21 protein-coding genes, 1 tRNA gene and 1 pseudogene are annotated in these 21,845 nt (G+C 73.2%); 3 read left to right on the forward strand and 20 right to left on the reverse strand.

Going from position 1 to position 21,845, the window contains the following annotated elements; all coding sequences use genetic code 11:
* The 15 genes and pseudogenes from MOJ79_RS11850 to MOJ79_RS11920 all read right to left on the reverse strand — a co-directional run.
* A pseudogene (locus tag MOJ79_RS11850) lies at window positions 1–88 on the reverse strand (electron transfer flavoprotein subunit beta/FixA family protein); the annotation flags it as partial.
* A gap of 135 nt (window positions 89–223) precedes the next feature.
* Window positions 224–1,519 (reverse strand): MFS transporter, encoded by a 1,296-nt coding sequence (locus tag MOJ79_RS11855; protein WP_241924344.1) that lies wholly within the window; start codon window positions 1,517–1,519, stop codon window positions 224–226.
* Between the two features lie 86 nt (window positions 1,520–1,605).
* A tRNA-Leu gene (locus MOJ79_RS11860) sits at window positions 1,606–1,692 on the reverse strand.
* 31 nt (window positions 1,693–1,723) lie between these two features.
* The gene (locus tag MOJ79_RS11865) at window positions 1,724–2,731 is read right to left on the reverse strand and encodes a Bug family tripartite tricarboxylate transporter substrate binding protein (protein WP_442863120.1); all 1,008 of its coding nucleotides are present in this window, start codon (window positions 2,729–2,731) and stop codon (window positions 1,724–1,726) included.
* On the reverse strand, window positions 2,728–3,573 hold the full coding sequence (locus MOJ79_RS11870; RefSeq protein ID WP_210756953.1) for an ABC transporter permease: 846 nt from the start codon (window positions 3,571–3,573) through the stop codon (window positions 2,728–2,730). The genes MOJ79_RS11865 and MOJ79_RS11870 overlap by 4 nt, the downstream gene beginning before the upstream one ends.
* A 17-nt stretch (window positions 3,574–3,590) precedes the next feature.
* Window positions 3,591–4,754 carry an ABC transporter substrate-binding protein gene (locus MOJ79_RS11875; protein ID WP_241924346.1) on the reverse strand — a complete coding sequence of 388 codons (1,164 nt, stop codon included), beginning with the start codon at window positions 4,752–4,754 and terminating at the stop codon, window positions 3,591–3,593.
* A gap of 5 nt (window positions 4,755–4,759) precedes the next feature.
* Window positions 4,760–5,749, reverse strand: a complete 990-nt coding sequence (locus tag MOJ79_RS11880; RefSeq protein WP_241924347.1) for a PQQ-dependent catabolism-associated beta-propeller protein — start codon at window positions 5,747–5,749, stop codon at window positions 4,760–4,762.
* A 13-nt stretch (window positions 5,750–5,762) separates the two neighbouring features.
* Window positions 5,763–6,509: an ABC transporter ATP-binding protein gene (locus tag MOJ79_RS11885; protein ID WP_241924348.1), complete on the reverse strand. Its 747-nt coding sequence runs from the start codon at window positions 6,507–6,509 to the stop codon at window positions 5,763–5,765.
* A gap of 76 nt (window positions 6,510–6,585) precedes the next feature.
* Window positions 6,586–7,284, reverse strand: a complete 699-nt coding sequence (locus MOJ79_RS11890; protein WP_241924349.1) for an HAD family hydrolase — start codon at window positions 7,282–7,284, stop codon at window positions 6,586–6,588.
* Window positions 7,285–7,294: 10 nt separating this feature from the next.
* Window positions 7,295–7,828: a formaldehyde-activating enzyme gene (gene fae, locus MOJ79_RS11895; RefSeq protein ID WP_241924350.1), complete on the reverse strand. Its 534-nt coding sequence runs from the start codon at window positions 7,826–7,828 to the stop codon at window positions 7,295–7,297.
* A 67-nt stretch (window positions 7,829–7,895) separates the two neighbouring features.
* Complete coding sequence (locus tag MOJ79_RS11900; RefSeq protein ID WP_241924351.1) at window positions 7,896–8,717, reverse strand: formylmethanofuran dehydrogenase subunit C; 822 nt, start codon at window positions 8,715–8,717, stop codon at window positions 7,896–7,898.
* The gene (fhcD, locus tag MOJ79_RS11905) at window positions 8,714–9,631 is read right to left on the reverse strand and encodes a formylmethanofuran--tetrahydromethanopterin N-formyltransferase (protein ID WP_241924352.1); all 918 of its coding nucleotides are present in this window, start codon (window positions 9,629–9,631) and stop codon (window positions 8,714–8,716) included. The genes MOJ79_RS11900 and fhcD overlap by 4 nt, the downstream gene beginning before the upstream one ends.
* 5 nt (window positions 9,632–9,636) lie before the next feature.
* On the reverse strand, window positions 9,637–11,322 hold the full coding sequence (locus MOJ79_RS11910; RefSeq protein WP_241924353.1) for a formylmethanofuran dehydrogenase subunit A: 1,686 nt from the start codon (window positions 11,320–11,322) through the stop codon (window positions 9,637–9,639).
* Complete coding sequence (locus MOJ79_RS11915) at window positions 11,319–12,614, reverse strand: formylmethanofuran dehydrogenase (RefSeq protein WP_241924354.1); 1,296 nt, start codon at window positions 12,612–12,614, stop codon at window positions 11,319–11,321. Before MOJ79_RS11915 ends, MOJ79_RS11910 begins: the two co-directional genes overlap by 4 nt.
* A 353-nt stretch (window positions 12,615–12,967) precedes the next feature.
* Window positions 12,968–13,699: a HisA/HisF-related TIM barrel protein gene (locus MOJ79_RS11920; protein WP_241924355.1), complete on the reverse strand. Its 732-nt coding sequence runs from the start codon at window positions 13,697–13,699 to the stop codon at window positions 12,968–12,970.
* Here MOJ79_RS11920 and MOJ79_RS11925 point away from each other — a divergent pair.
* From MOJ79_RS11925 to MOJ79_RS11935, 3 genes are read left to right on the forward strand one after another with little or no spacing between them, the layout of a single operon-like run.
* Complete coding sequence (locus MOJ79_RS11925) at window positions 13,698–14,651, forward strand: ATP-grasp domain-containing protein (protein ID WP_241924356.1); 954 nt, start codon at window positions 13,698–13,700, stop codon at window positions 14,649–14,651. The two genes, MOJ79_RS11920 and MOJ79_RS11925, sit on opposite strands and share 2 nt — an antisense overlap.
* Window positions 14,644–15,705 (forward strand): hydantoinase/oxoprolinase family protein, encoded by a 1,062-nt coding sequence (locus MOJ79_RS11930; RefSeq protein WP_241924357.1) that lies wholly within the window; start codon window positions 14,644–14,646, stop codon window positions 15,703–15,705. The genes MOJ79_RS11925 and MOJ79_RS11930 overlap by 8 nt, the downstream gene beginning before the upstream one ends.
* 5 nt (window positions 15,706–15,710) lie before the next feature.
* Window positions 15,711–16,382, forward strand: coding sequence for an amino acid kinase family protein (locus tag MOJ79_RS11935; protein WP_241924358.1), 672 nt, complete (start codon window positions 15,711–15,713; stop codon window positions 16,380–16,382).
* A 39-nt stretch (window positions 16,383–16,421) separates the two neighbouring features.
* Here MOJ79_RS11935 and MOJ79_RS11940 read toward each other — a convergent pair whose 3' ends face one another.
* The 5 genes from MOJ79_RS11940 to MOJ79_RS11960 are packed head-to-tail and all read right to left on the reverse strand — an operon-like array spanning window position 16,422 to window position 21,700.
* Window positions 16,422–17,114, reverse strand: a complete 693-nt coding sequence (locus MOJ79_RS11940) for a (5-formylfuran-3-yl)methyl phosphate synthase (RefSeq protein WP_241924359.1) — start codon at window positions 17,112–17,114, stop codon at window positions 16,422–16,424.
* On the reverse strand, window positions 17,114–17,692 hold the full coding sequence (locus tag MOJ79_RS11945; RefSeq protein ID WP_241924360.1) for a DUF447 domain-containing protein: 579 nt from the start codon (window positions 17,690–17,692) through the stop codon (window positions 17,114–17,116). Before MOJ79_RS11945 ends, MOJ79_RS11940 begins: the two co-directional genes overlap by 1 nt.
* Window positions 17,685–19,175: a DUF6513 domain-containing protein gene (locus MOJ79_RS11950; RefSeq protein ID WP_241924361.1), complete on the reverse strand. Its 1,491-nt coding sequence runs from the start codon at window positions 19,173–19,175 to the stop codon at window positions 17,685–17,687. Before MOJ79_RS11950 ends, MOJ79_RS11945 begins: the two co-directional genes overlap by 8 nt.
* Window positions 19,154–19,726 (reverse strand): flavoprotein, encoded by a 573-nt coding sequence (locus tag MOJ79_RS11955; protein WP_241924362.1) that lies wholly within the window; start codon window positions 19,724–19,726, stop codon window positions 19,154–19,156. The genes MOJ79_RS11950 and MOJ79_RS11955 overlap by 22 nt, the downstream gene beginning before the upstream one ends.
* 24 nt (window positions 19,727–19,750) lie before the next feature.
* Entirely contained in the window at window positions 19,751–21,700 is a 1,950-nt protein-coding gene (locus tag MOJ79_RS11960; protein WP_241924363.1) for a sigma-54-dependent Fis family transcriptional regulator, read from the reverse strand.
* Window positions 21,701–21,845 lie beyond the last annotated feature (145 nt).

A 21,845-nucleotide genomic window follows, 5' to 3' on the forward strand; every position in this document is an offset into this window, starting at 1 on the left:
TGGCGATGTCCACACCGCTGCCGTCGGACTTCACCCGCACCTTCACGTTGTAGTCGACCACCCGCTTGACGGGGACGAGGATCTTCATGCGGCAATGCTCCTGCGTGGATGGCTGTCGTGGGGCCGCCGATTCTAGGAGCCGGCGTCCACCGCCACCCCAAAATCGAACGACCGTTCTATTTTGACATCACCCGCGGGCGCGGTCCAGACCGCACTGCGCACTTCAGGCCTGCGCGGCAGCGATGCCCCGGCGCACGTCGACGAACGCGAGCAGCACGAGTCCGGCGACGAAGAACAGACCGGTGGACACGATCGCGAGCCGGTGGTTGCCGTCGGTCAGCAGCGTCACGAGCCCGTAGGTCATCGGCCCGACGATCGCCGACAGTCGGATCGCGAAGGTCCACAGCCCGAAGAACTCGGCACGCCGCAGCGTCGGCGACAGCGCGCCGGCGAGCGCGCGCCCGGCCGACTGGCTCGAGCCCATGCACAGCCCCGCGATCACCGCCGCCACCCAGAACAGCGCGGGGCCGGTGGCCGCCCAGGCGAGCAGCGTCATCACGATCCAGCCGACGAGCGTCACCGCCAGTGCCGGGCGGTGACCGATGCGGTCCTGCACGTAGCCCCACGCGAACGCGCCCGCCGCCGCGGCGACGTTGACGAGGAAGATCAGCATCATCGTCTGCTGCTGCTCGAAGCGCAGCACCTGCTCGGCGTACACCGCCGCGAGCGCGACGACGACCGAGATCCCGGCCTGGTACGCCACCGCGCAGGCGAGCAGCGCCGTGAAGTCGCGGAAGCGCCGGGCCTCGCGCCACGTGCGCGCCAGCCGCTCGAACGAGGCACGCAGCCCCGTCTCACCGGCCGGCTGCGCCTGCGGCAGCGCGCGCTCCTTCAGCAGCGCGAACGTGGCCAGCGACGCCAGCGCGAACACGCCGGCCGTGATCAGCATCGTCACCGGCACGAAGTGCGAGGCCGGCCGCCCCTGCCCCTGCGCCCAGATCACGTACGCCAGGCTCAGCCCGAGCGTGAGCATGCCGCCGAAGTAGCCGAAGCTCCAGCCCCAGCCCGAAACGCGGCCGAGGCTGTCCTCGCGCGCGAGTTCGGGCAGGAAGGCCGCGATCAGCGACTCGCCGTAGGTGTAGAAGACATTCGACAGCACGACGGCCACCACGGCCCACGCGACGTCGCCGGGGCCGGCGCCGGCGAGCGCCGCCGTCGTTGCGACGCAGCCGATCGTCGACAGCGCGAGCAGCCGCTTCTTCGCCGCGCGCAAGTCGGCGTAAGCGCCGATCGCCGGCATCGTCGCCATCACGATCAGGCTCGACACCGCGAGCGCGCTCGTCCACGCGAAGGTCGCCCACGAGGCGCCGCCGGCCACGCCGCCGACGAAATAGGCGCTGAACACCGCCGTCAGGACGACCGTCGTGTAGCCCGAGTTGGCGAAGTCGTACATCGCCCACCCGAACACCTCGCGCTTGCGCACGCCGGCATTGAGCGCGTCCTGGGAGAAGAGCGGCATGCGACCTCGTTCGGCGGCGAACCCGCCGCGCGCCGGGCGGGCCGCAGCCGATGGCTCGTCGAAGAACCTCGCGCGACGGCGAGGGGTGGTGCCCGGAACGGGACTCGAACCCGTATGCCCGTGAGGGCCGCGGATTTTAAGTCCGCTGCGTCTGCCGATTCCGCCACCCGGGCCGCGGGCTGCGCTGCGATTATCGGCAGCGCCTCACGATCCGCTGCGGCGCGCGAGCCCGAGGCGCTCGACGATCTCGCGCTCCTTCTCGTACATCTCGCGGCACTGGCGCGCGTAGTCCGCCGGCCCGAGGTAGTCCGGCTCCTGGTCGTACTTGGCGAGCTCCTGCACGAACTGCGGATCGAACATCGCCTTCTTGAACGCGTCGTGCAGGATCTCGACGATCGCCGGCGGCAGGCCCCGGGGACCGGCCAGTCCGTACGGCGACTGCGCGACGATGTCGAAGCCGAGCTCGCGCAGCGTCGGCACGCGCGGCCAGCGCTGCGATCGCTGCGCGCTCAGCAGCACCAGCAGGCGCAGGCGCCCGCTGTCGACCATCGGCCCGAAGCCGGTGGAGCCGACGCCGGCCATCACCTGCCCCGAAGCCACCGCGTTGACCTGCTCGGCCACGCCCTTGTACGGCACGTGGATGTACTTCAGCCCGCGCGCGGTGAACAGCTCCTCCAGCACGACGTGCGGCGAGGTGCCGACGCCGTTGGTCGCGATCGACAGCTCGCCCGGGCGCTCGCGCGCGAAATCGAACAGGTCGTTGAGGCTGCGGAAGCGGCTCGACTCGGCGACCAGCACGCCGAACGTGACCCCCGAGATCTGGATGATTGGCGTCGTGTCGCGGATTGGGTCCCACGTGACGCGCTGCGCGTGCACGGCGCGGAACACCGTCTGCGGCAGCTGCGAGATCGTGTAGCCGTCGGGCTCGGCGGTCTGCAGGATCGGCATCGTCAGCGTGCCGCCCGCGCCGCCGCGGTTCTCGACGACGACGCGCTGGCCGAGCGTGCGCGACGCCAGGTCCGCGAGCACGCGCATCGACAGGTCGGTGGCGCCACCGGCCGCCCACGGCACCCACAGCGTGATCGGCCGCGACGGGAAGTCGCGCGCCGCGAGCGCGCCAAGCGGCCGCAACAGCCCGCTCGCGCCGAGAGCCGCCGCGACGCCGGCGCGCAGCGCGCCGCGGCGCGACGTGGACACCGGGTCACCGTTCATGCAGCGCCCCCGCGCTTGGTCAGGCCACCGAAGCCGCGCTGCGGGTCGTAGCCCCAGCAGGCCAGCGCGAAGAACACGACGAGGCAGCCGAGCACGATCCACGGCGCCCAGCCCGGATCCTTGCCGTAGATCGCGAAGCGGATCCACTCGATCGCGTGCGTGAAGGGGTTGAAGCGCGCGACCTGATAGACCCATTCGGCGCCCGACTCCTGCAGCTTCCACAGCGGGTACAGCGCCGTCGACAGGAAGTACATCGGGAAGATGACGAAGTTCATCGTGCCGGCGAAGTTCTCCAGCTGCTTGATGTGCACGCTCAGCAGCAGGCCAAGCGCACCGAGCATCAGCGCGCCGGCCACGACGGCCGCGAGCGCGTGTAGCGCGTGCCACGACGCGAGCGGCAGCGTCGTGCCGATCAGCGCGGCGACGACGACGAACGCCAGCGCCTGCAGCACCGACAGCACCGCGGTGGCGGTCAGCTTCGAGAACAGCAGCCATGGACGCGGCAGCGGTGCCGTCAGCAGCAGCCGCATCAGGCCCATCTCGCGGTCGTAGACCATCGCCAGGCTCGACTGCATGCCGTTGAACAGCAGCACCATGCCGATCAGCCCGGGGGCGATGTAGACGTCGTACGGAATGTAGGTGTCGTACGGCTCGACGATCGCGACGCCGAACACGTTGCGGAAACCGGCCGCGAACACCGCGAGCCACAGCAGCGGCCGCACGAGGGCCGAGACGAGGCGGCCCGTCTGCTGCGAGAACTTGAACAGCTCACGCAGCACGATCGCGCGCAGCGCCTGCAGCGCGTGCGGCACGCCGCGGCGCAGCGGCAGTGCGGCCGCCACGGGGGGTGCCGCGTGGCTCAGCGGCTGGCCTTGCACAGCCTCTCCGGCGCGTCGGCGCCCAGCGTGTCGAGGACGTTGCTCGGGTGCAGGACGCCGTCGACCGGCGCCTGCGCGATCACGCCCTGGCCGTCGGTGAGCAGCATCGTCTGGCGCAGCTGCCCGTCCCACGGGCGGAAATCCAGGTTGGTGCCCTTCGAACCGTCGAGTACGAGCTTGGGGATCTGCTGCGCGAATGCCGCCGCGGGCCCCTTCGGCGCCGCGACCGCGGCCGCGACGAGCGCCTTGCCCGCCATCCACGCCGTCCAGTCGTGCGCCGTCATCGGCCGGCGGTGCGCGCGCGCGAAGCGCCGCGAGACCTGCGGCGCGCCGAAGCGCTCGAACTGCGCGTGCCACGCCAGCGCGACGAGGCCGGCGTCACCGACCACCGGGCGCGGCAGCGACGTCTGGTACGGCAGCGTGCGCGCGAACTCGCCGTCGCTGTCGACGACCCACACCGCGTCGTAGGTCGCGCCGCCGGTCAGTAGCAGCGGGTTCGCGAGTTCGCGCTCGCGCGGGTCGGCGGTGCGCTTGAACGGCCGGCTCGCGACGGTTTGCAGCCCGTAGCGCTTCATCGAAGCCTGCACGGTGGCCGCGCGCTGCTCGTCCTGCGGCGTGCTGCCCACCAGCAGCAGCACCCGGGTCCACTTGCGTGCGACGAGGTACTGCGCCAGCGCGTCGCTGCGCATGCGCTCGCTGGGCATCAGGTGGAACAGGCGCGCGCGGCAGTCCTGCTGGCGCAGCCGGTCGGCCGCGTCGCTCAGGTTGAGCACCGGCAGCTTGACCGCGTCGGCGACGGCGAGCGTCCACGCGGTCGGCAGGTCGGTCAGCAGCACCGCAGCGCCGCCGCGCTCGGCCGCCGCGGCCGCGGCTTTCGCCGCGTCGGCGCCGGCCACCTCGACGGTGGCGAGGTCGACCGCGGCGCCCGCGGCGTCGAGCTCGAACTTGCCCTCGTCGAGAGCCACCTTCAGCGCGTCGATCGCCGGGCCGCCGGGGTGGCCCAGGTAGGCGCGCTCGACGCGCGAGCGCTCGAGGCGCGGGTCGTCCTGCGGCACGATCAGCGTGGCCTTCAGCGTTGCCGCCTGCGACAGCGTCGCCAGTGCCAGCAGCAGGGCCGGCACGAAGACCGGCAGAAGGGGCCGCACGGCGTTCACTCGACGAGCACCACGCCGTACGGCACGCGGCCGACGGGAATGCTCTTGATCGCCTTGGCGCCGGCGACGTCGACGACGGTCACGTCGTCGCTCAGCCCGTTGACGACCCACAGCCGCTGCTCGGCCTTGTCGAGCGCGACGTTCCACGCCCGCTTGCCGACCAGCACCTGGTGCGTCACCTTGCGCGACGGCACGTCAACGAACGCCACGTGGTTGGCCTTGCCCAGGCCGACGAACGCGCGCTTGCCGTCGCGCGTCATCGTGATGCCCACCGGCGTGATGTCGGCCGCGCGCGCACCCTTGACCTCGAACTTGATCGTGCCGATCACGTCGTGGCTGTCCGTCGAGACGATCGTCACGCTCGCGTCGAGCTCGTTGGTCACCCACAGCTCCTTGCCGTCGGGGGTGATCGCCATGCGGCGCGGGCGCTTGCCGACCTTGACGTTCTTCACCACCTGGCCGGTGGCGGTGTCGATCACGTGCACCAGGCTCGCGACCTCGGAGGTCACGTAGACGCGCTTGCCGTCCGCGCTGACCTTGACGCCCTCGGGCTCGTCGCCGACCTTGACCTTCTTGAGCACCTTGCCGCTGGCCGCGTCGACGAAGCTGGCCTCGCCGGCGTCCTCGTTCGAGACGTAGACCGTCTTGCCGTCGGGCGAGAGGTCGAACGCCTCGGGCTCGTCGCCGAGCGGGATGCGACGCACCGACTTGTTCGTCGCCGGGTCGATCACGTCGGCGGCGTTGGAGTCGGTGCAGGCGACCCAGATCATGCCGTCGGCGCTTCGCTGCACGTGCCGTGCGCGCTTGCAGGTGGGGACCGTGCCCTTCACCGTCAGCGTCGCCATGTCGATCATCGTCAGCGCGTTGTCCTTCTCGCTCGACACGTACGCGGTCCCCTGGGCGAGGGCCGCGGTGGCCAGCAGCGCGGCAGACAGCGCGCCGGCGAGTCGGAACAGCACGCGGGGGGTCGCGGCGTTGGATGTCATGTCGTGGTCTCCTTCAAGTGTCGTTGACGGAAGCCTCGCGCGCAGCCACCTGCGTGCGGGCGATGAACCCGGCTTCGAGCGTCGCACCGCCGAGCGCGGCTGTCACTTGCGGCGGCGTCCCGTCGGCCAGCAGGCGCCCCTGGTGCAGCACCAGCACGCGGTCGGCACCAACCGCCTCCTCGACCAGGTGCGTCGCCCACAGCACGCTCACGCCGCGCTCGCGCACGTCGGCGCGCAGCGCGGCGATCAGGTCGCGGCGCGACTTCGGATCCAGCCCGACGGTGGCCTCGTCCATCAGCAGCACCTGCGGTTGATGCAGGTTGGCGCGCGCGAGCTCGACCTTGCGCCGGTTGCCGCCGGAGAGTTCGCGGACCTTGCGGTCGAGGTCGGGCTCGACGCCCAGCCGGGCGCACTCGGCCGCGATGCGCTCGTTCGCCACCGCGCGCGGCAGGCCGTGCAAGTCGGCCTGGAACAGCAGGTTGCGGCGGATGCTGAGGTCGAGGTCGAGCGACATCTGCTGGAACACGACGCCGATGTGACGCAGCGCCGCAACCGGTTCGCGCCGCAGCGAATGCCCGGCGACTTCGACGTCGCCCTCGTCGGCCGCGAACAGGCCCGTGAGCACCTGGAACAGCGTCGACTTGCCAGCCCCGTTAGGGCCGAGCAGCGCGACGAACTGCCCCGCCGGCACCGCGAACGACAGCGCCTGCAGCGCCACGCGCTGGCCGTAGCGTTTGGTGAGGCGGTCGATGCGAAGCATGGGCGAGTGATTCGGCGTGCGGGGGCGGACTTTCGTCGCCCGGCCCGCCTGTCGTCAATGGCTGTGCGGGAAGAACCTAGGGCAGCGCGTCGCATCGTGTCGATGCATCCGCAGAACGGGAAATTCTCCTGATGGGCCAGCCGCGCTCGCGCGCGTGCGCCTCCAGCAGCGGATCGGGATTCACGACGACCGGGTCGCTGACCGCCGACAGCAGCGGCAAGTCGTTGATCGAGTCGGAGTAGAACCAGCAGCGCTCGACGTCGCGCCACGTCGCGCCGCGGCGCGCGAGCCAGCCCTCGACGTGCGTGCGCTTGTGCTCGCGAAAGCACGGCTCACCGACGACCTCGCCGCTGTAGTGGCCGCGCGCGTCGACCGCGGGTTCGGTCGCGAGCACCTCGTCGAGCCCGAGCACGCGTGCGAACGCCTGCGCGACGAAGCGTGTCGTCGCGGTCACGAGCACGCAGGCGTCGCCCGCCTGCCGGTGCACGCGCACGAGCTCGTGCGACGCGTCGGGCACGAGCGAGGCGATCACCGGCTCGAACTCGCGCAGCCAGCGCTCGAGGCACGCCGGCGGGTGCACCGCGAGCGCCCCCACGGTGAAGCGGTGCATCTCGACCATGTCGACGCGGCCCTCGGCGTAGCGGCGGCAGTACTCGAGGTAGCGCGGCTCGAAGCCCGCATCGAGCGCGCCGCACGCGATCAGGTGGCGCGTGAAGACCGTGCCGCTGTCGAACGGGATCAGCGTGTGGTCGAGGTCGAACAGCGCGAGGCGCATGACGCCGGACTCAGCTCCAGTCGTCCATGTCGTGCTTGATCGTGTGGCGGTTGGCGATCAGCTCGTCGATCGTCGGCTCGCCGTTGAGCGCGCGGCGGATCGCGAGCTTGGTCGCCTCGTAGTTGGTGCGGTACATGTCTTTCTTGTCGAGGTTCAGGTCGGTCGCGCAGCGCGGGTCGATCCACACCAGGCTGATGATGCACAGGTCGTTGGCGCGGTCCTTCGGGATCACGCCCTCGATCACGCAGTCGAGCACCGCATCCGCGGTGGCCGACTGCACGACCCCGCCGAACAGGTCGATGTTGGCCATGTCCTTGAGCGTCACCTTCGGCACGATGATCGTCGCGGGCCGCACCATCTGGTTGCACGCGCGGATCGCGAACATCGCCGTGTGGCCCTTGCTCTGCGCCATCATGTTGGCGAACGCGTGGCCGACCGGGCCGTCGGTGCGCCCGATCAGGATCTCGGGCATCGCGTCGGTGAACTGGCCTTCGCGCGCGAGCACGGTGGCTTCGCCGGCGTGGAACACGTAGTCTCGGGTCATCGTCGTCGGTCGTCGTGAAGTCGTTGGACGCGGCAGCCGGCGCGCGGCGGCCGCGGGGGATCTCGCGTCATGGATGCGGCAGCAGCAGTTCGCCGTGCCCCTGCACCGCGAGGTCGCCGGCGTGCCGCTGCACGCGCAGCGCGGGCAGCGGCGCGAACGGGCCGCCGAAGCGCGCCAGATCGCGCGCCAGCAGCTGCCAGAACACGCGGGCGTCGGAGTGTATCGGCACGTAGGTGGGCGGCAGCGCCGGTGCCGGGCCGGCGAAGACGACGCTGCCGCGGCGCAGCCCCCAGCCGGGGTGTGCGCCGCAGCGCCCGCCGAGCGCGATCGTGCCCGCCACCATGCGCGAGGCGGCGAAGTCGCCGACGTCGCCGAACACGACGACGGTGCCGCGGCGCATGCGGTCGCCCAGGCGCACCCCGGCGTTGCCGCGCACGACGAGCGTGCCGCCGCGCATGCCGTCCATGTCGCCCGGCAGCGCGCTGGCGGCGAGGTCGCCGACCGAGCCGCCGATCTCGCACCAGCCGCCGCGCATCGCGCACGCGGCGAGGTCGCCGGCGTCGCCGTCGATCGCCAGCCGCCCGCCGGCCATGCCGCTGCCGGCGTGGTCGCCGACGCTGCCGCGCACGTGCAGCGTGCCGTCGGCCAGCGCCCAGCCGATGCGGTCGAAGCGGCGCAGGTCGCCGTCGAGTTCGAGCACGGCGCCGTCGCCGTCGGGCAGCGGCTGCACCGCGAACCAATCGGCCAGCGCGACGACCTCGCGCCCGTGCGGCAGCGCAAGCCGCTCGACGTCGGTGCGCGACATCGCGGCGAGCGTGGCCGGCTGCAGCGCGCGCGCATCGACGCGCAGCGCCGGCGCGTGCCGAAGCGTCAGCCGCCAGCCGCTCACGCGATGCCCCCGCCCTCGCCGGCCAGGCGGCGCAGGTGGAAGTGGTACGGCCCGAGCTTGCCGCCGTAGTTGCCCGCCGAGATGCGCACGACGCCGGCGGCGGCGCCGCGCGCGACGATCGCGTCGATGCCGGCGCGCATCGCGGCGGCGACGTCGGTGTCGGCGAGGCCGTCGATCACGATCTCCATCACGCAGCGGATGCCCGCGTCGAGTGCGGTCTTCGGCGCCAGCCCGACGAGCGCCGGACAGAACGCGTCGTTGGTCGACGCCATCAGCGACGGGTACTTGCTGCCGACCTTCGACCCCGAGCGCACGACCCCGCCCGGAAACGGCAGGATCACGTTCGGCACGCGGCGCATCGCGGCCACCGCCGCTTCGGCGCCGGCGAGCACTTCGGCGGTGCCGGTGCCCAGCAGCAGCAGGTTGCCGCCGCCCACCGCCTTGACGACCGGCGTCGTCTCCTGCGCGACGAACTCGCCGTCCATCGTCGGGATGCGCCAGTAACGCACGCCGCCGATCACCTTGCTCGTCTGCCAGCCGTCGCCGAAGAAGCGCAGGTTGCGCCCGAGCGCGATCGGCTCGCCCTCGCGCAGCCCGGCGTAGACCGCCGTCGTCGGGCACGTCAGCACGCACTGGCCGACGCGGCGCTCGACCTGCTTGGCCAGCTCCTTGCCCGACATCGCGAACAGCAGGATCGCCACCCCTGGGCGGCCGTCGGGCGTCTCGTCGGCACCGAGCATGCGCTCGACGCCAGCCTCGCAGCCGCAGGCGATCACCGAGGTCGCGAACCCGGTCGCGGTGACGGCCGCGTGCATCGCCCACGTCGGGTCGTGCGCGGTGATCACGAGCCGCGTGGCCTTCATCGGGAAGGCTTCGGCGAACGTGTCGTCGATCGTGACGCCCTGCCGCTGCATCGCACTCACCCACCCGGCGGCGTGCACGCCGCCGGCAGCAGCCGCCCGCCGTTGCAGCAGGCGCACAATTCGTCGTGACCGATCGGGCGGTAGCGGTGCTGGCCGCGCATGTGCGGCTCGGTGGCCTCGTCGATCTTGCGCTCGATGAACGGGTCGAAGCCCGGCGTTGCGAAATGCGTGCCGCCCACGGGGGTCGCGACGACACGGCCGTCGCGCACCACCTCCACGCCGTCCTTGAACAGCCACGCGGCCTGCGAGAACGTCGCCTCGGCGTCGCCGCGCTCGCGGTAGACGGCGATGTCGGCCGCGGCGCCGACGCCGAGGTGACCGCGGTCGGCGAGGCCGAGCAGCCGCGCCGGCGCCGCGCGCGTGAGGATCGCGATCTCCGACAGCGTCAGCTCGCGCTTGATGTCCTTCAGCGCCGCGTGCGCCGCCACGTCGGGGTGCAGCCGCGCGAGCTGCTCGTCGCGGAACGGCTTGTCCATCAGCAGCCGCATCAGGTGCGGATAGCTCGTGAACGGCGCGCCGTTGGGGTGGTCGGTCGTCAGCACGACGCGCCACGGATCGTCGACGAGCAGGAACAGCTCGAGCCCGATCGCCCACTGCAGCGCGTTGACGTAGCTCTGCTCGCGGTAGCGGAACGGCACGACGCCGCAGCCGGCGTCGCACTCGATGTCGGCGCCGATCCACTTGCGCGGGCTGCCGAGGTCGGCGTTGGCATGCTGGCGCATCGTGTCGCCCGAGGCCGTCACGGTCTGGCCGAACAGGATCTGGCCGACGTCGACCGACACGTTCGGGTGCGCGTTGACGGCTTCGGCCAGCCGAAGCGCCGCCGACGAGAACTTCTTCGGTCCGTCGGTGCCGTAGGCGTGGAACTGCACGTGCGTCAGGTGGCCGCGCAGGCCGTCGAGGGCGTCGATCGTCGCCAGCGTCGAGTCGATGTTGCCCGCCACGCCGAGGTTGCTCGCGTGGATGTGCAGCGGGTGCGCGAGGCCGAGTTCGTGGATCGCGCGCGCGAGCGCCTGCACGATGCGCCGCGGCGTGACCTGCCAGTGCACGTGCGCCTCGTCGACGTCGAGCTTGCGCTGGTTGAACTTGAATGCCGAGATGCCGCCCGGGTTGACAACCTTGACGCCCATCGCCTTCGTCGCATCGACGACCCAGCCGACGTAGTCGCGGATCGCCTCGGGCGGCGCGCCGTCGTGCAGCAGGCGCAGGAAGACCTCGTCGTTGCCGAGCATCACGTAGGCGCCGTGGTCGACGATCGGCACGTCGCCCATCTCCAGGTGGGCGTGGCGCGCGTTGCCGGCGACCATCGCCGGCTCGAACGCCGCGGTGTAGCCCATCTCGGCGTAGCGGTAGCCGGTGGCCAGCGTCCCCGGCGTGCAGGAGCCGCACGACGGCAGCTCGAGCGCGTTGTCGGGCAGCGGCGCGGGCTCGAGCCCGCGGCGGTGGTCCTCGGGCAGCAGCAGGCGCGCGAGGTTGACCTTGCCGCCGCCGATGTGACTGTGCAGGTCGATGCCGCCGGCCATCACGAGGCAGCCGCTGGCGTCGATCTCCTGCGTCACCGGCTCGCGCGGGTCGAGCGCGACGATGCGCCCGTCGCGCACGCCGATGTCGCGCACTTCGCCATCGACGCCGTTGGCGGGGTCGAACACCCGGCCGCCGCGGATGCGCAGCGTGGCCGTCACCGCCCGCCCTCCTCGACGGCCACGATGGAGGCCGGAACGCGGACGTCGGCGTCGCCGGCCGCCGCGAGCCGCCCGGCGAGTGCATCGAGCACCGCGGCGACGCCCGGCAGGCCGGCGTCGCGTGAGGCGGCCTGCAGCGGCAGCACGACCGGCCCGTCGATGCGGAACAGATGGCCGTCGGCGTGCAGCCCCGGCGTCGCGACGGCGACGAACACGATGTCGGCGAGCGCGCCGGCGTCCCGCAGCCGCACCGCCATCGCCGGCGGGCCGAGCACGATGCGCGGCACAGCCGCAGCCGGCGGCAGGCGCGCGGCGTCGAAGCTCGAGATCCACAGCACACCGTCGACGGCACCGTCGGCGAGCAGGCGTGCGGTGTCGAACAGCCGCGGCTCGTGCTGCAGGCCCTGCACCGACACGCGCGTGCGCGACGGCAGCCCCGACAGCCACGCCAGCGTCTGGTTCACGCTGTGGCCGCCGTCGCTGCCACCGAGACCGAAGGTCGCGGCGCGGGTGTGGCGGTTCAGCGTGCCGACGATGCGGTTCAGCGCCTCGACGAGCAGCGCCCCCTCGTCCGGCAGGCGCGCCCCCTCCCACACGAGCACGGCGTAGCCCGACGCGTGCAGCGCGGCCGCCAGTTCGGCAAGCGCTGCGGCGCCGCTCACCGTCCGCCCGGCGACGAGCGCGGCCAGTTGCTGCAGGTCGGCGAACAGGTCGCCGCTGCCGGGCACGACGTCGACCGCCACGCCGGCGAACTCCGTCGTCGGTCTGGCACCGACGAACACGACCCGCCGGCACGGGCTGCCGGGTTCGCCGACGCCGAACCGGCGAAACAGCAGCGGGTACGCGCTGGCGTCGGTGCCGACGACGACGATGAGGTCGGCGCGGCTGCGCACCTCGGCGAGCGTGGCGGTGTACTGGCCACGGTCCTGCAGCGCACGCAGCCCGTGCATCAGCGCACGACCGTCGGCGTGGTCGCAGATCGCACCGACCTGCACCGCGAGACGGTACAGCGCGCGCACGCCGGCGATGTCGGTGCCCAGGCCGGCGAACAGCGGCTGACGCCAGCGCGCCAGCCGGCTGGCCGCGATGTCGAGCGCGCCGTCGAAGTCCGCCGCCTGCCCGTCGACCATGGCCCGCGACGAGTCACCGCCGGCGACGTGGGCATCGAGCGCCTGGCGCGCCCGCGGACACGCCGCTGCCGCCTGTGCCGGCGCGGTCCAGCCCTCGCACAGCAGCGCACAGAACGGACAGGTCCAGTCGGCCAGTGGGGACGAAGCGCGGTCGATCGCCAAGGACGCGGGCACGGGAGGTTTGGACAAGGGGCTCGGTGGCGCTATGTCCGGCCCCGAAACAAGGTTGCCGGCCGCACCACACGCAGCGGCATGCCGCAAGTCACGTGCCATCCGCAACGGCCGCGGTGACGCCGAGCCGACGCGCGGTCGGCCGAACCACACTGTGCGCGCAACGCGCCGACACGGCGCCGCGCGCGTGACACTGTGTGCCGGGCCTGCGCCGTCGCGAAACCGCGCCGAAGGCGCCGGGCGGGCCAGAAGCCGGAGCCGCAGTGCGCGAACACCGGGGTGGCACGGTTCGTGAAAACACACGCCGCGTGACGCGACTCTTTGCTGCCCTCCACGGCCGGCGTTCAACCGCCGGCAGCCGGTCGCAGTCGCCCGTCGTGCAGTGCGCTGGCGACCAGCCAGCCGTCGGCGCCCGCCGCCGCCGCGGCGTCGAGGTCGCGCGCGTCGCGGATGCCGCCCGCGCCGAAGCAGCGGCGCCCGCCGGCGCGGCGGCGCTGGGCGGCAAAGGTCGCCAGATCCGGCCCGCCGCCACTGCCGACCCGCTCGAGCGTCATCACGATCAGCGTCGCCGGCCACTGCTCGGGCCGCTGCCAGCAGCCGGCCGGATCCAGCGGCCCGCCGCGGTGGTCGAGCGACAGGATCGCGCGGGCGTCGTCCTGCCAGGGTGGCGCACCGCCGGGGTTGCGCGACAGCGTCTCGCTGCCATACACCGGCCGCCACCCCGTCGGTCGGCGCCGCAGGCGGCCGGCGAAGCCGCGCACCGCGTCGGCATCGGCGAAGCCGGCATCGACCCACAGTTCGACGCCCGGCAGCGCCTCGAGCAGCGCCGCGACGACCTCGTGCTGCGCCGCCGCGCCCTGGATCGCGTCGAGGTCGGCCAGGTAGAGCACGCCGCCGCCCGTGGACGTGCCGACGGCGCGCAGCAGCGCGCGCGCGACCGCCACCGGATCGTCGCCGGCGACGAGCGCCGACTCGATCGGCCGGTACGCGCGGCGCTCGCCCCGCACCGCGTGCACGACGCGCCCGCCCATCACATCGATGACGGGAACGATCGCTAGGGCGGCAGGTGCAACCATGACGCGCGTGTTCGTCTACGAGTTCCTCAGCGCCGGTGGTGGCGGCGACGCGACGCTGCGCGACGCCGGCGTCGCGATGCGCGACGCGATTGTCGGCGACCTGCTGCAGCTGCCCGGCGTCACGGTGAGCGTGGCCAGCGACGACGAGGAGCCAGCGCTCGCCGCGTCGCCGGCACTGCACGTGGTGCGGCCGGCGCGTGACGAAGCGGCACCCGCGTTCGTGCGCCGGCAGGCCGCCGCGCACGACCTCACGTGGGTCGTGGCGCCGGAAACCGCGGGCGTGCTCGCCGCGCTGCAGGCCGCCGTCGAGCCGGCGCGTTGGATCGGCAGCAGCGCCGCGGCGATCGCCACCGCGTCGAGCAAGCGCGCGACGCTGCAGGCGCTCGCCGCCGCCGGCATCGCGACGCCGCTGGACCGCCCTGACGAGTGCGACCGCTGGATCGTCAAGCCCGACGACGGCGCCGGCACCGTCGACACGCGGCGGCATGCGAGCCGCGCGGCGGCGCTCGCCGATGCCGACGCACGCCGCCGCGCCGGCCACGTCGTGACGGTCGAGCCCTGGGTCGACGGCGAAGCGCTGTCGGTCACGATGCGCGTCGATGCGGCGGGCGTCGAGGCGCTCGCGTTCAACCGGCAGCGCATCGGCGTCGACGCCGACGGTCGGCTGCACGACGACGGTGTCGACGTCGACGCGCTGCGCCGCGAGGGCGATGCGCGCGTGCCGCCGCTGGCCGCGCTGGCCACGCGCGTCGCGGCGGCGATCCCCGGGCTGCGCGGCGTCGTCGGCTTCGACCTCGTCTGGCACCCGGTGCGCGGACCGGTGGTGATCGAGGTCAACCCGCGCGCCACGTGCGCGTACGTCGGCCTGTCGCAGCGGCTGGGCCGCAACGTGGCTGCCGACGTGCTGCGCGGCCACGCGTCCCAGCACCGGCCGGAGTTCGACCATGCCTGAGCGCAGCGGCAGCCGCATCGGCTGGGACATCGGCGGCGCGCACGTCAAGGCGTGCCGCGTCGAAGATGGCGTGCCGGTCGACGTCGTGCAGTGGCCCTGCGCGCTGTGGGAAGGGCTCGACCGCCTCGACGCGGTGCTCGACCGCGCGCGCGATCGCTGGCCGCAGGGCTGGGCGATCGGCACCACGCACGTCGCGACGATGACCGGCGAAATGGTCGACCTGTTCCCCGACCGCGAACAGGGCGTGCGCCGCCTCGCCGCTCATCTGGCCGAGAGGCTCGGCCCGACGCTGCGCCTGTACGCGGGCGACGCCGGCTGGATCGCACCGCAGGCGGCCGGCGCCCACTGGCGCGCGATCGCCTCGGCGAACTGGCGCGCGACGGCGTCGTGGCTCGCGCCGCGCTGCGGCGACGCGGTGCTCGTCGACATCGGCAGCACGACGACCGACCTGATCCCGATGCGCGACGGCCGCGTCGTCGCGCGCGGCCGCAACGACGCCGAACGGCTGGCCAGCGGCGAGCTCGTCTACCAGGGCGTCGTGCGCACGCCGCTGTGCGCGCTCGGGCCGCGCGTGCCGTTCGGCGGCGACGAGGTCAACGTGATGAACGAATGGTTCGCGACGACGGCCGACGTCTACCGGCTGACCGGCGAGCTCGACGCCGCGCACGACCAGCACCCCGCCGCCGACCGCGGAGCCAAGGACGCCGCCGCGACGCGGCAGCGGCTCGCGCGCATGGTCGGCCGCGATGCGGCCGACGCGCCGGCGTCGCAGTGGCTCGAACTGGCGCACGTGTGGCGCTCGCGCCAGCTCGCCGAGATCGGCGGCCAGCTCGAACGGGTGGTCGCGCACGCCGGTCTCGATGCCCGCTGCACGCTCGTCGGCGCCGGCTGCGGCGCCTTCCTCGCCGCCGCGCTGGCCGCGCGCACGGGGCGGCCGTACCGGCGGCTCGCGGAGGTCACCGCTGCCGCGCGCAACGACACACTGGCGCGCTGGATCGACGTCGCCGCACCCGCGGTCGCGGTGGCGCTGCTGGCGCCACCGGTGGAGGGCTGAGCACGATGTGGATCGTCAAGCTCGGCGGCAGCATCGCGCACGATGCGGTGCTGCTGCGCTGGCTGCACATGCTCGCCGAGTTCGGTGGCGGCCGCGTCGCCGTCGTCCCCGGGGGCGGCGCGTTCGCCGACCAGGTGCGCATCGCGCAGCAGCAATGGGGTTTCGACGAGCTCGCGGCGCACAACATGGCGGTACTCGGCATGGCGCAGACCGCCCAGATGCTGCACGCGCTCGAGCCGCGCCTCGCCCTCGCCGCAGCGGACGAGGAGATCCGGCAGGCCATCCACACGGGCCGCGTCGCGCTGTGGGTGCCCTACGCCGCGCTGCGCGACGCCCCCGACACGCTGACGACGTGGGACGTCACCTCCGACAGCCTGGCGCTGTGGCTCGCGCGGCGCCTGAATGCCGAGCGCGTCCTCGTCGTCAAGGCGTGCCGCGTCGACCCGGCGCTCGGCCTGGCCGACCTCGCCGCGGCGGGGGTCGTCGACCGGCGCTTTCCGCAGTGGGCGCAGGACGCCGCGTTCCCGGTCGACGTGGTGCAGGTCGACGCCCTCGACGCGGTGCGTCTGGCGCTGGTGCGCGGCGAATGGCCGCCTCCCGCCCTGCCCCCGCTGGACCTGTCGCGCGCCTGGCACACCGAGCGCACGCCGGCGCCGCCACGGCTGCCGCCGCGGTAACGCAGCCCCGGCCCGGATCGCGGCCGCGGTCGCAGCGGCTCAGGCCGCGACGGCCACCGCGCGCAGCGCGGTGCACAGCGCGCGCACACGCGCCGTCTCGAGGCGCCCCGCGCGCCCGTCGGCGCACACGGCGCTGCGGAAGCCGGCGAAGTCGGGCGCCAGCCGCCGCAGTGCCGGCACGTCGCCGGCACGCAGGGCCCCGGCGAGGCCGGCGAGCCGGCCACTGCGCTGCACGCGCTCGACGACGTCGCGCAGGCACGCGGGCGGCACGCGCTGCAGCAGGCTTCCGGCATGCTTGTCGGCGGTGTCGAGCATCACCGCCGCGAACGCGTCGGCGGCGAGCACGGCCTCGAGCAGCGGCGCATCGACGCCGCCGTCGGCGATCAGCACCGGAACCACCGACGCACCGCAGCGCGCCAGCGCGTCGACCAGCCGCATCGCACCGGCACCGGGCACGATCCCGACCTTCACGTCGTCGACGCCCGCGGCGGCGACGGCGCGCACACGGCCCAGGATCGGCTCGTGCGCATCCGCTGCGAAGTCGCCGATCGTCGCGCTCAGACGCAGCGACGGGTGCGCCGCGCGCACCGCGGCGGCGATGACGGCGATCGCCGGCGGCGGCAGGCCGCCGAGCGCGCCGCTGGCCGGATCCTTCAGGTCGACGAAATCGGCGCCGCCCGCGGCAGCGTCGAGCGCCTCGGCGACGTTGCGCGCACTGACGAGCACGCGCATCAGCGCGCCCCCGCCGTCGCCGCGGCGCGATGCCGAGCGACGGCCTGCTGCAGCCACGACCACGCCTGTGCCTCGGCCTCGCCGGCGGTCTTGTCGATCGCGATCTGGAGGTAGCTCAGCTCCTGGTCGATCTTCTCGGCCGGCAGCAGGTGCAGGCGACTGACGAGCACCGCGGCTTCGATGACCGCCGCCTGCGCGCGATTGAAGCCGCGGAAGTCGCCGTGCCGCGCCTCGGCGACGCGCGCCAGCCGCAGGCGCGGACGCTGCACGTCGTCGACGTGCTCGCGCAGCACGAGCGACGTGTGGCCGATCGCGCAGGCCAGCCGCACCCCGCCGTCGACCGGCTCGGTGGGCCAGTCGCGGCACTGGCCGCTGACGCAGCCGGCGAACACGCGCACGTCGGTCACGACGTTGAGGACGGCGCGGCCGGTGGCCAGCACGTTGGCCAGCGTCGTCGACGGCTTGAACGGCATCAGCAGCACGTCGTCACCGCGGTAGCGCACGCCCATCGGCGCGACGTGGACGGTGCCGTCGGCGCTGCAGGTCGTGACGATGGTTTCGTAGATCGCCTCAGGCATGTTTTCTCGTCTTTGCAGGCGCGGTGTCGTCGGCGTCGGGCGCCGCCGAAGCGGCGCCGGACACGGGTGCGCACGCCACCGGCTGCGCCGTCCTCGCAGCAAGCGTCGTGCCCGGCGCGCACCACTGCAGCAGGTCCTCCGGGGCGCGCTCGACGGCACAGCCCCAGTCGAGCGGCTGGTCCTGCACGTAGCGCTTGCCGAGCTGCCACGCGATCTGCGCGCGGGCCAGCTCGACGCCCATGTAGAACGCGTGCGACGCGTCGCCGTCGAGCCCGAGCGCGGGCCACAGCTCGAACGGGTCGCGCCCGCGGCGCAGGCCGTCGCGGTTGTAGACGTGCAGACCCTCGGCGCTGACCTGGATGCGGAAGTTCGGGTCGCGCACCTCGCGCGCCGTCGCGGCGATCTCGGCGTCGCTGTAGGGGAACGGATGCTTGTCGTGCACCGTCATCAGCGCGGGCGACAGGCCCTTCGGCAGCGTGCGGTGCGCGCCCGCGGCGTGCATGATGCGCCGCGCCCAGTCGGCCTCGCGCACTGCGCGCCGGCAGTGCCCGCTGACCTGGGTCGTCAGGATCGCGGTGGCGTCCAGCTCCTCGGCCACGCCGAGCAGCAGCGCATTGATGCCGCTGGTGTCGGCCTCGGTGAGCTCGGTCAGGTTGCCGACGCCGAGCAGGATCGGTGCGTCGGGGAAGCGCTCGCGCAGCCGCTGGTAGCGGCACAGCGACGCGAGGAAGCCGAACGGCAGCGGGTCGAGGATCGCATCGGCGAGGAAGGGCCGGTTGCGCGAGCGCAGCCGCTCGACCGCCGCCCACAGCGACGCCTCGTCGGCCGGCGTGCGCGGCACGAGCACCGGGGTGGCCTCGACCTCGTCGGCGATCCACAGCGTCTCGACGTTCAGACTCAGCAGGTAGTCGGCGCCGGCGCGGCCGCCGCGCAGCAGCTCGTCCGGGTTCATCGAATCGACGCTGACCGCGAAGCCCTGCGCCTTGAGCTCGCGCACCGCCTCCTCGAGGTGCGCGAACGGCGTCTCGGGCAGCGCGCCGAGGTCGATCACGTCGGCGCCGTCGGCGCGCAGCGACTGCGCGCGCTCGACGATCTGCGCGACCGTCAGCCGCGGCGCGTCGACGATCTCGGCGAAGATCTGCACCCGGTAGGCGTCGAGCGCGACCGGCTGCGCCTGGCGGCGGAAGAATTGCGGCAGGTCCTTCAGTTCTTCCGGCCCGCGCTGCACCGGCACGCCGAAGTGGGCGCCGAGCGCGTCGAGGTCGCCGCGGCAGCGCCCGGGCACGACGATGCGGTCGGCCGCCACCGGCCGCGGCACGCGGCGGCGGATCATGTCGGCCGTCATCAGCGCGGCCACCTGCAGCCCGATCTCGCGCACCTCCCACGTGAAGGCGGTCTCGGCACCCGGCGGCTCGATCGTCTCGAGCACGCGCGTCAGCGCCTGCTGCGCGAGGCGGCCGGTCAGGAAGACGATGTGTTCCATGCGCGCGCCAGGGCCGCGAAGCGCTCGTCGAGCGCGGCCGCGAGCTCGGCCGGGCTGGTGACGACGAGGCAGTGGTCGATCGCACGCAGGCGCTCGAGGTTGTCGAACTCGACGCGCCGCGGCCGCAGCGTGACCCACTCGTGCGGGGCACGGGTGACAACCACCGGCTCGGTGTCGCATGCGAAGACGATGCTCGGGATGCCGAGCTTGCCGGCCTGCGCGAACATGTTCGTCGGCAGCGTGTCGCTGATGCCGAACGCGCACTTGGCCACCGTGTTGCTCGTCGCCGGCGCGATCACGACGGTGTGGTAGACGTCTTCGTAGAGCGTGCCCACCGGCACCGCGCTCGCCGTCTTGTCGCGGAAGATGCGAAAGCGCCCCTTGAGCTCGTCGAGGCGGCGCCCGTACATCGGCAGCACCTCTTCGGCGGCGGCCGACAGGTACAGGTCGACGTCGGGCAGACGCGCCGCGACGCCGAGCGATTCTTCGAGGAAATGGCCCGAGCCGGTCACGGCCCACGCCAGGCGCCGGCGCGCCGCGGGATCGGTCATCGTCGTCGCAGGAACGTGGCCACTTCAGTTGTTGGGCGCAAGCGGAATGTGCAGCCTGTGCATCCGCCGGTACAGGGTGTTGCGGCTGACGCCCAGCCGCTTGGCGACGTGGCTGACGTTCCAGCGCTGCGCCTCGAGCAGGTCGAGCAGCGCCTGCCGCTCCTGCGCCTGCGCCGGATCGAGCGACGGCGCCTGCGGCGTCTCGGCACCGGACTCACGATCGGCGCAGCCGGGCTCGCCGCGCAGCGACGGCAGGTGCTCGGGCGTGATCGTCTGCCCGTCGGCGAGCGCGACGGCACAGCGCAGCACATGACGCAGCTGGCGCACGTTGCCCGGCCACGGGTGGCGCATCAGCAGGTCCCAAGCCGCCGGACTGATCGGCATGTCGGCGCCGCCCTCGTCGGCGAGCACATCGCGGATCAGCTCGGCACGGTCGCTGCGCTCGCGCAGCGCCGGCACCTCGAGCTCGATGCCGGCGAGGCGGAAATACAGGTCCTGGCGGAAATGCCCGCGCGCGACGAGCTCGCCGAGGTTGCAGTGGCTCGCGCTGATGAGCTGGAAGTCGACGCGCTGCGGCTCGTCGGCGCCCAGCGGCGTGACCATGCGCTCGTCGAGCACGCGCAGCAGCCGCGCCTGCAGCGCCAGCGGCATGTCGCCGATCTCGTCGAGGAACAGCGTGCCGCCGTCGGCCTGCAGGATCTTGCCCGGGCGGCCGCGCCGCTCGGCGCCGGTGAAGGCGCCGGCGCGGTAGCCGAACAGCTCGGCCTCGATCAGGCTCTCCGGCAGACTCGCGCAGTTGATCGCGACGAACGGGCCGCCGGCGCGCGGGCTCGACGCGTGCACGCCGCGCGCGAAGACCTCCTTGCCGGCGCCGGTCTCGCCGCGCAGCAGCAGCGGCGTGCCGCGTGCGACGACGCGCTGCGCGGTCGCGAAGCGCGCCTGCAGCACGGGGTCGGCGAACCGCGGCGTCATCTGCTGCGCGCGGCCCGACGACGGCGCTTCGCAGGCCGCTGACGTCGTGGGGGCCGAACGTGCCGCCGTGACCGCCCGCGTGGGCTGGCGGGCGACGGCGAAGAAGCGGTTCGCCGCGTTCGCGCGGTACGTGACGACCGGGTGGAACGCCGCGCGGTGGCTGCGCTGCAGCATGTCGTCGAGCGTGGTCTGGAAGATCTGGTCGAGCCGGTGCCCGCGGATCTGGCGCACGCTGTCGACGCCGAGCTGCGTCAGCGCGCTGCGGTTGGCCGCGAGGACGAGGCCGCTGCGGTCGACGACGAGCTTGCCTTCGTGCAGCGTGTAGACGAACTCGGGCCGGCTGTGGAAGTGGATCGGATGCGCGTCGCGGAAACGCAGGTCGATCAGGCGGTTCTCGATCATGCGCGCCGTCATGCCGAGCAGCAGCAGCAGGTGCTGCTGCGGCACCTGCGAGCGGCTGCTGACGTCGAGCACGGCGCAGATCTCGCCGGCCGGGTCGTGCACCGGCACGGCCGAGCACGTGAGCGACGTGTAGTGCGTGAAGAAATGGTCGTCCTGCACCACGGCCACCGGGCGCGCAGCGGCCACGCAGGTGCCCATGCCGTTGGTGCCGGCCTCGGCCTCGCTCCAGACGGCGCCGACTTCGAGCCCGAGCGGCTGCACCTCGCGCTCGAACTCGGGCGAACTGGCCATGTGCAGGATCACGCCGTCGGTGTCGGTCAGCACGATCGCGGCCTGCGGGTCGCCAAGCTGCTGGTACAGCGTCGACATCTCGTAGCGCGCGCACTCGATCACGTCGAGCAGGCGCTCGCGGCGCTCGTCGAGCGCCGCCCGCCCGAGCACCGGCGGACGGCGCACCTGGCTCGGATCGAGGTGGTGCACATTCAGGCAACGTGCCCACGAATCGGCGACGACCGTGCTGATCAGGTTGCGCGGGCCGTGCCGCACGACATCGAGCACGCGATGCAGGTGCTGCTGGGGATCTTGCAACGCCAACGCCATCGGTATGTCTCCTGCGGCGGGTCCGTCAGCCCGCCTCTCGATCACGGGGGACGGGCCCCCAAACCGCCGGACATTCTCGCTCCCTCGCGCGGCCGCCGGCGAGCGTCGTCGCGCTGCGCCGGGTCGGGGTTTTCGCCGATGGCAC

The organism is Calidifontimicrobium sp. SYSU G02091 (assembly GCF_022631395.1).
GTDB lineage: Bacteria > Pseudomonadota > Gammaproteobacteria > Burkholderiales > Burkholderiaceae_C > Calidifontimicrobium > Calidifontimicrobium sediminis.

Coding starts and splice junctions, on each gene's coding strand:
- MOJ79_RS11855 (WP_241924344.1), bottom strand. CDS start 1,519: ATGCCGCTCTTCTCCCAGGACGCGCTCAATGCCGGCGTGCGCAAGCGC.
- MOJ79_RS11865 (WP_442863120.1), bottom strand. CDS start 2,731: ATGAACGGTGACCCGGTGTCCACGTCGCGCCGCGGCGCGCTGCGCGCC.
- MOJ79_RS11880 (WP_241924347.1), bottom strand. CDS start 5,749: ATGACATCCAACGCCGCGACCCCCCGCGTGCTGTTCCGACTCGCCGGC.
- MOJ79_RS11885 (WP_241924348.1), bottom strand. CDS start 6,509: ATGCTTCGCATCGACCGCCTCACCAAACGCTACGGCCAGCGCGTGGCG.
- MOJ79_RS11890 (WP_241924349.1), bottom strand. CDS start 7,284: ATGCGCCTCGCGCTGTTCGACCTCGACCACACGCTGATCCCGTTCGAC.
- fae (WP_241924350.1), bottom strand. CDS start 7,828: ATGACCCGAGACTACGTGTTCCACGCCGGCGAAGCCACCGTGCTCGCG.
- fhcD (WP_241924352.1), bottom strand. CDS start 9,631: ATGCAGCGGCAGGGCGTCACGATCGACGACACGTTCGCCGAAGCCTTC.
- MOJ79_RS11925 (WP_241924356.1), top strand. CDS start 13,698: ATGACGCGCGTGTTCGTCTACGAGTTCCTCAGCGCCGGTGGTGGCGGC.
- MOJ79_RS11920 (WP_241924355.1), bottom strand. CDS start 13,699: ATGGTTGCACCTGCCGCCCTAGCGATCGTTCCCGTCATCGATGTGATG.
- MOJ79_RS11930 (WP_241924357.1), top strand. CDS start 14,644: ATGCCTGAGCGCAGCGGCAGCCGCATCGGCTGGGACATCGGCGGCGCG.
- MOJ79_RS11935 (WP_241924358.1), top strand. CDS start 15,711: ATGTGGATCGTCAAGCTCGGCGGCAGCATCGCGCACGATGCGGTGCTG.
- MOJ79_RS11940 (WP_241924359.1), bottom strand. CDS start 17,114: ATGCGCGTGCTCGTCAGTGCGCGCAACGTCGCCGAGGCGCTCGACGCT.
- MOJ79_RS11945 (WP_241924360.1), bottom strand. CDS start 17,692: ATGCCTGAGGCGATCTACGAAACCATCGTCACGACCTGCAGCGCCGAC.
- MOJ79_RS11950 (WP_241924361.1), bottom strand. CDS start 19,175: ATGGAACACATCGTCTTCCTGACCGGCCGCCTCGCGCAGCAGGCGCTG.
- MOJ79_RS11955 (WP_241924362.1), bottom strand. CDS start 19,726: ATGACCGATCCCGCGGCGCGCCGGCGCCTGGCGTGGGCCGTGACCGGC.
- MOJ79_RS11960 (WP_241924363.1), bottom strand. CDS start 21,700: ATGGCGTTGGCGTTGCAAGATCCCCAGCAGCACCTGCATCGCGTGCTC.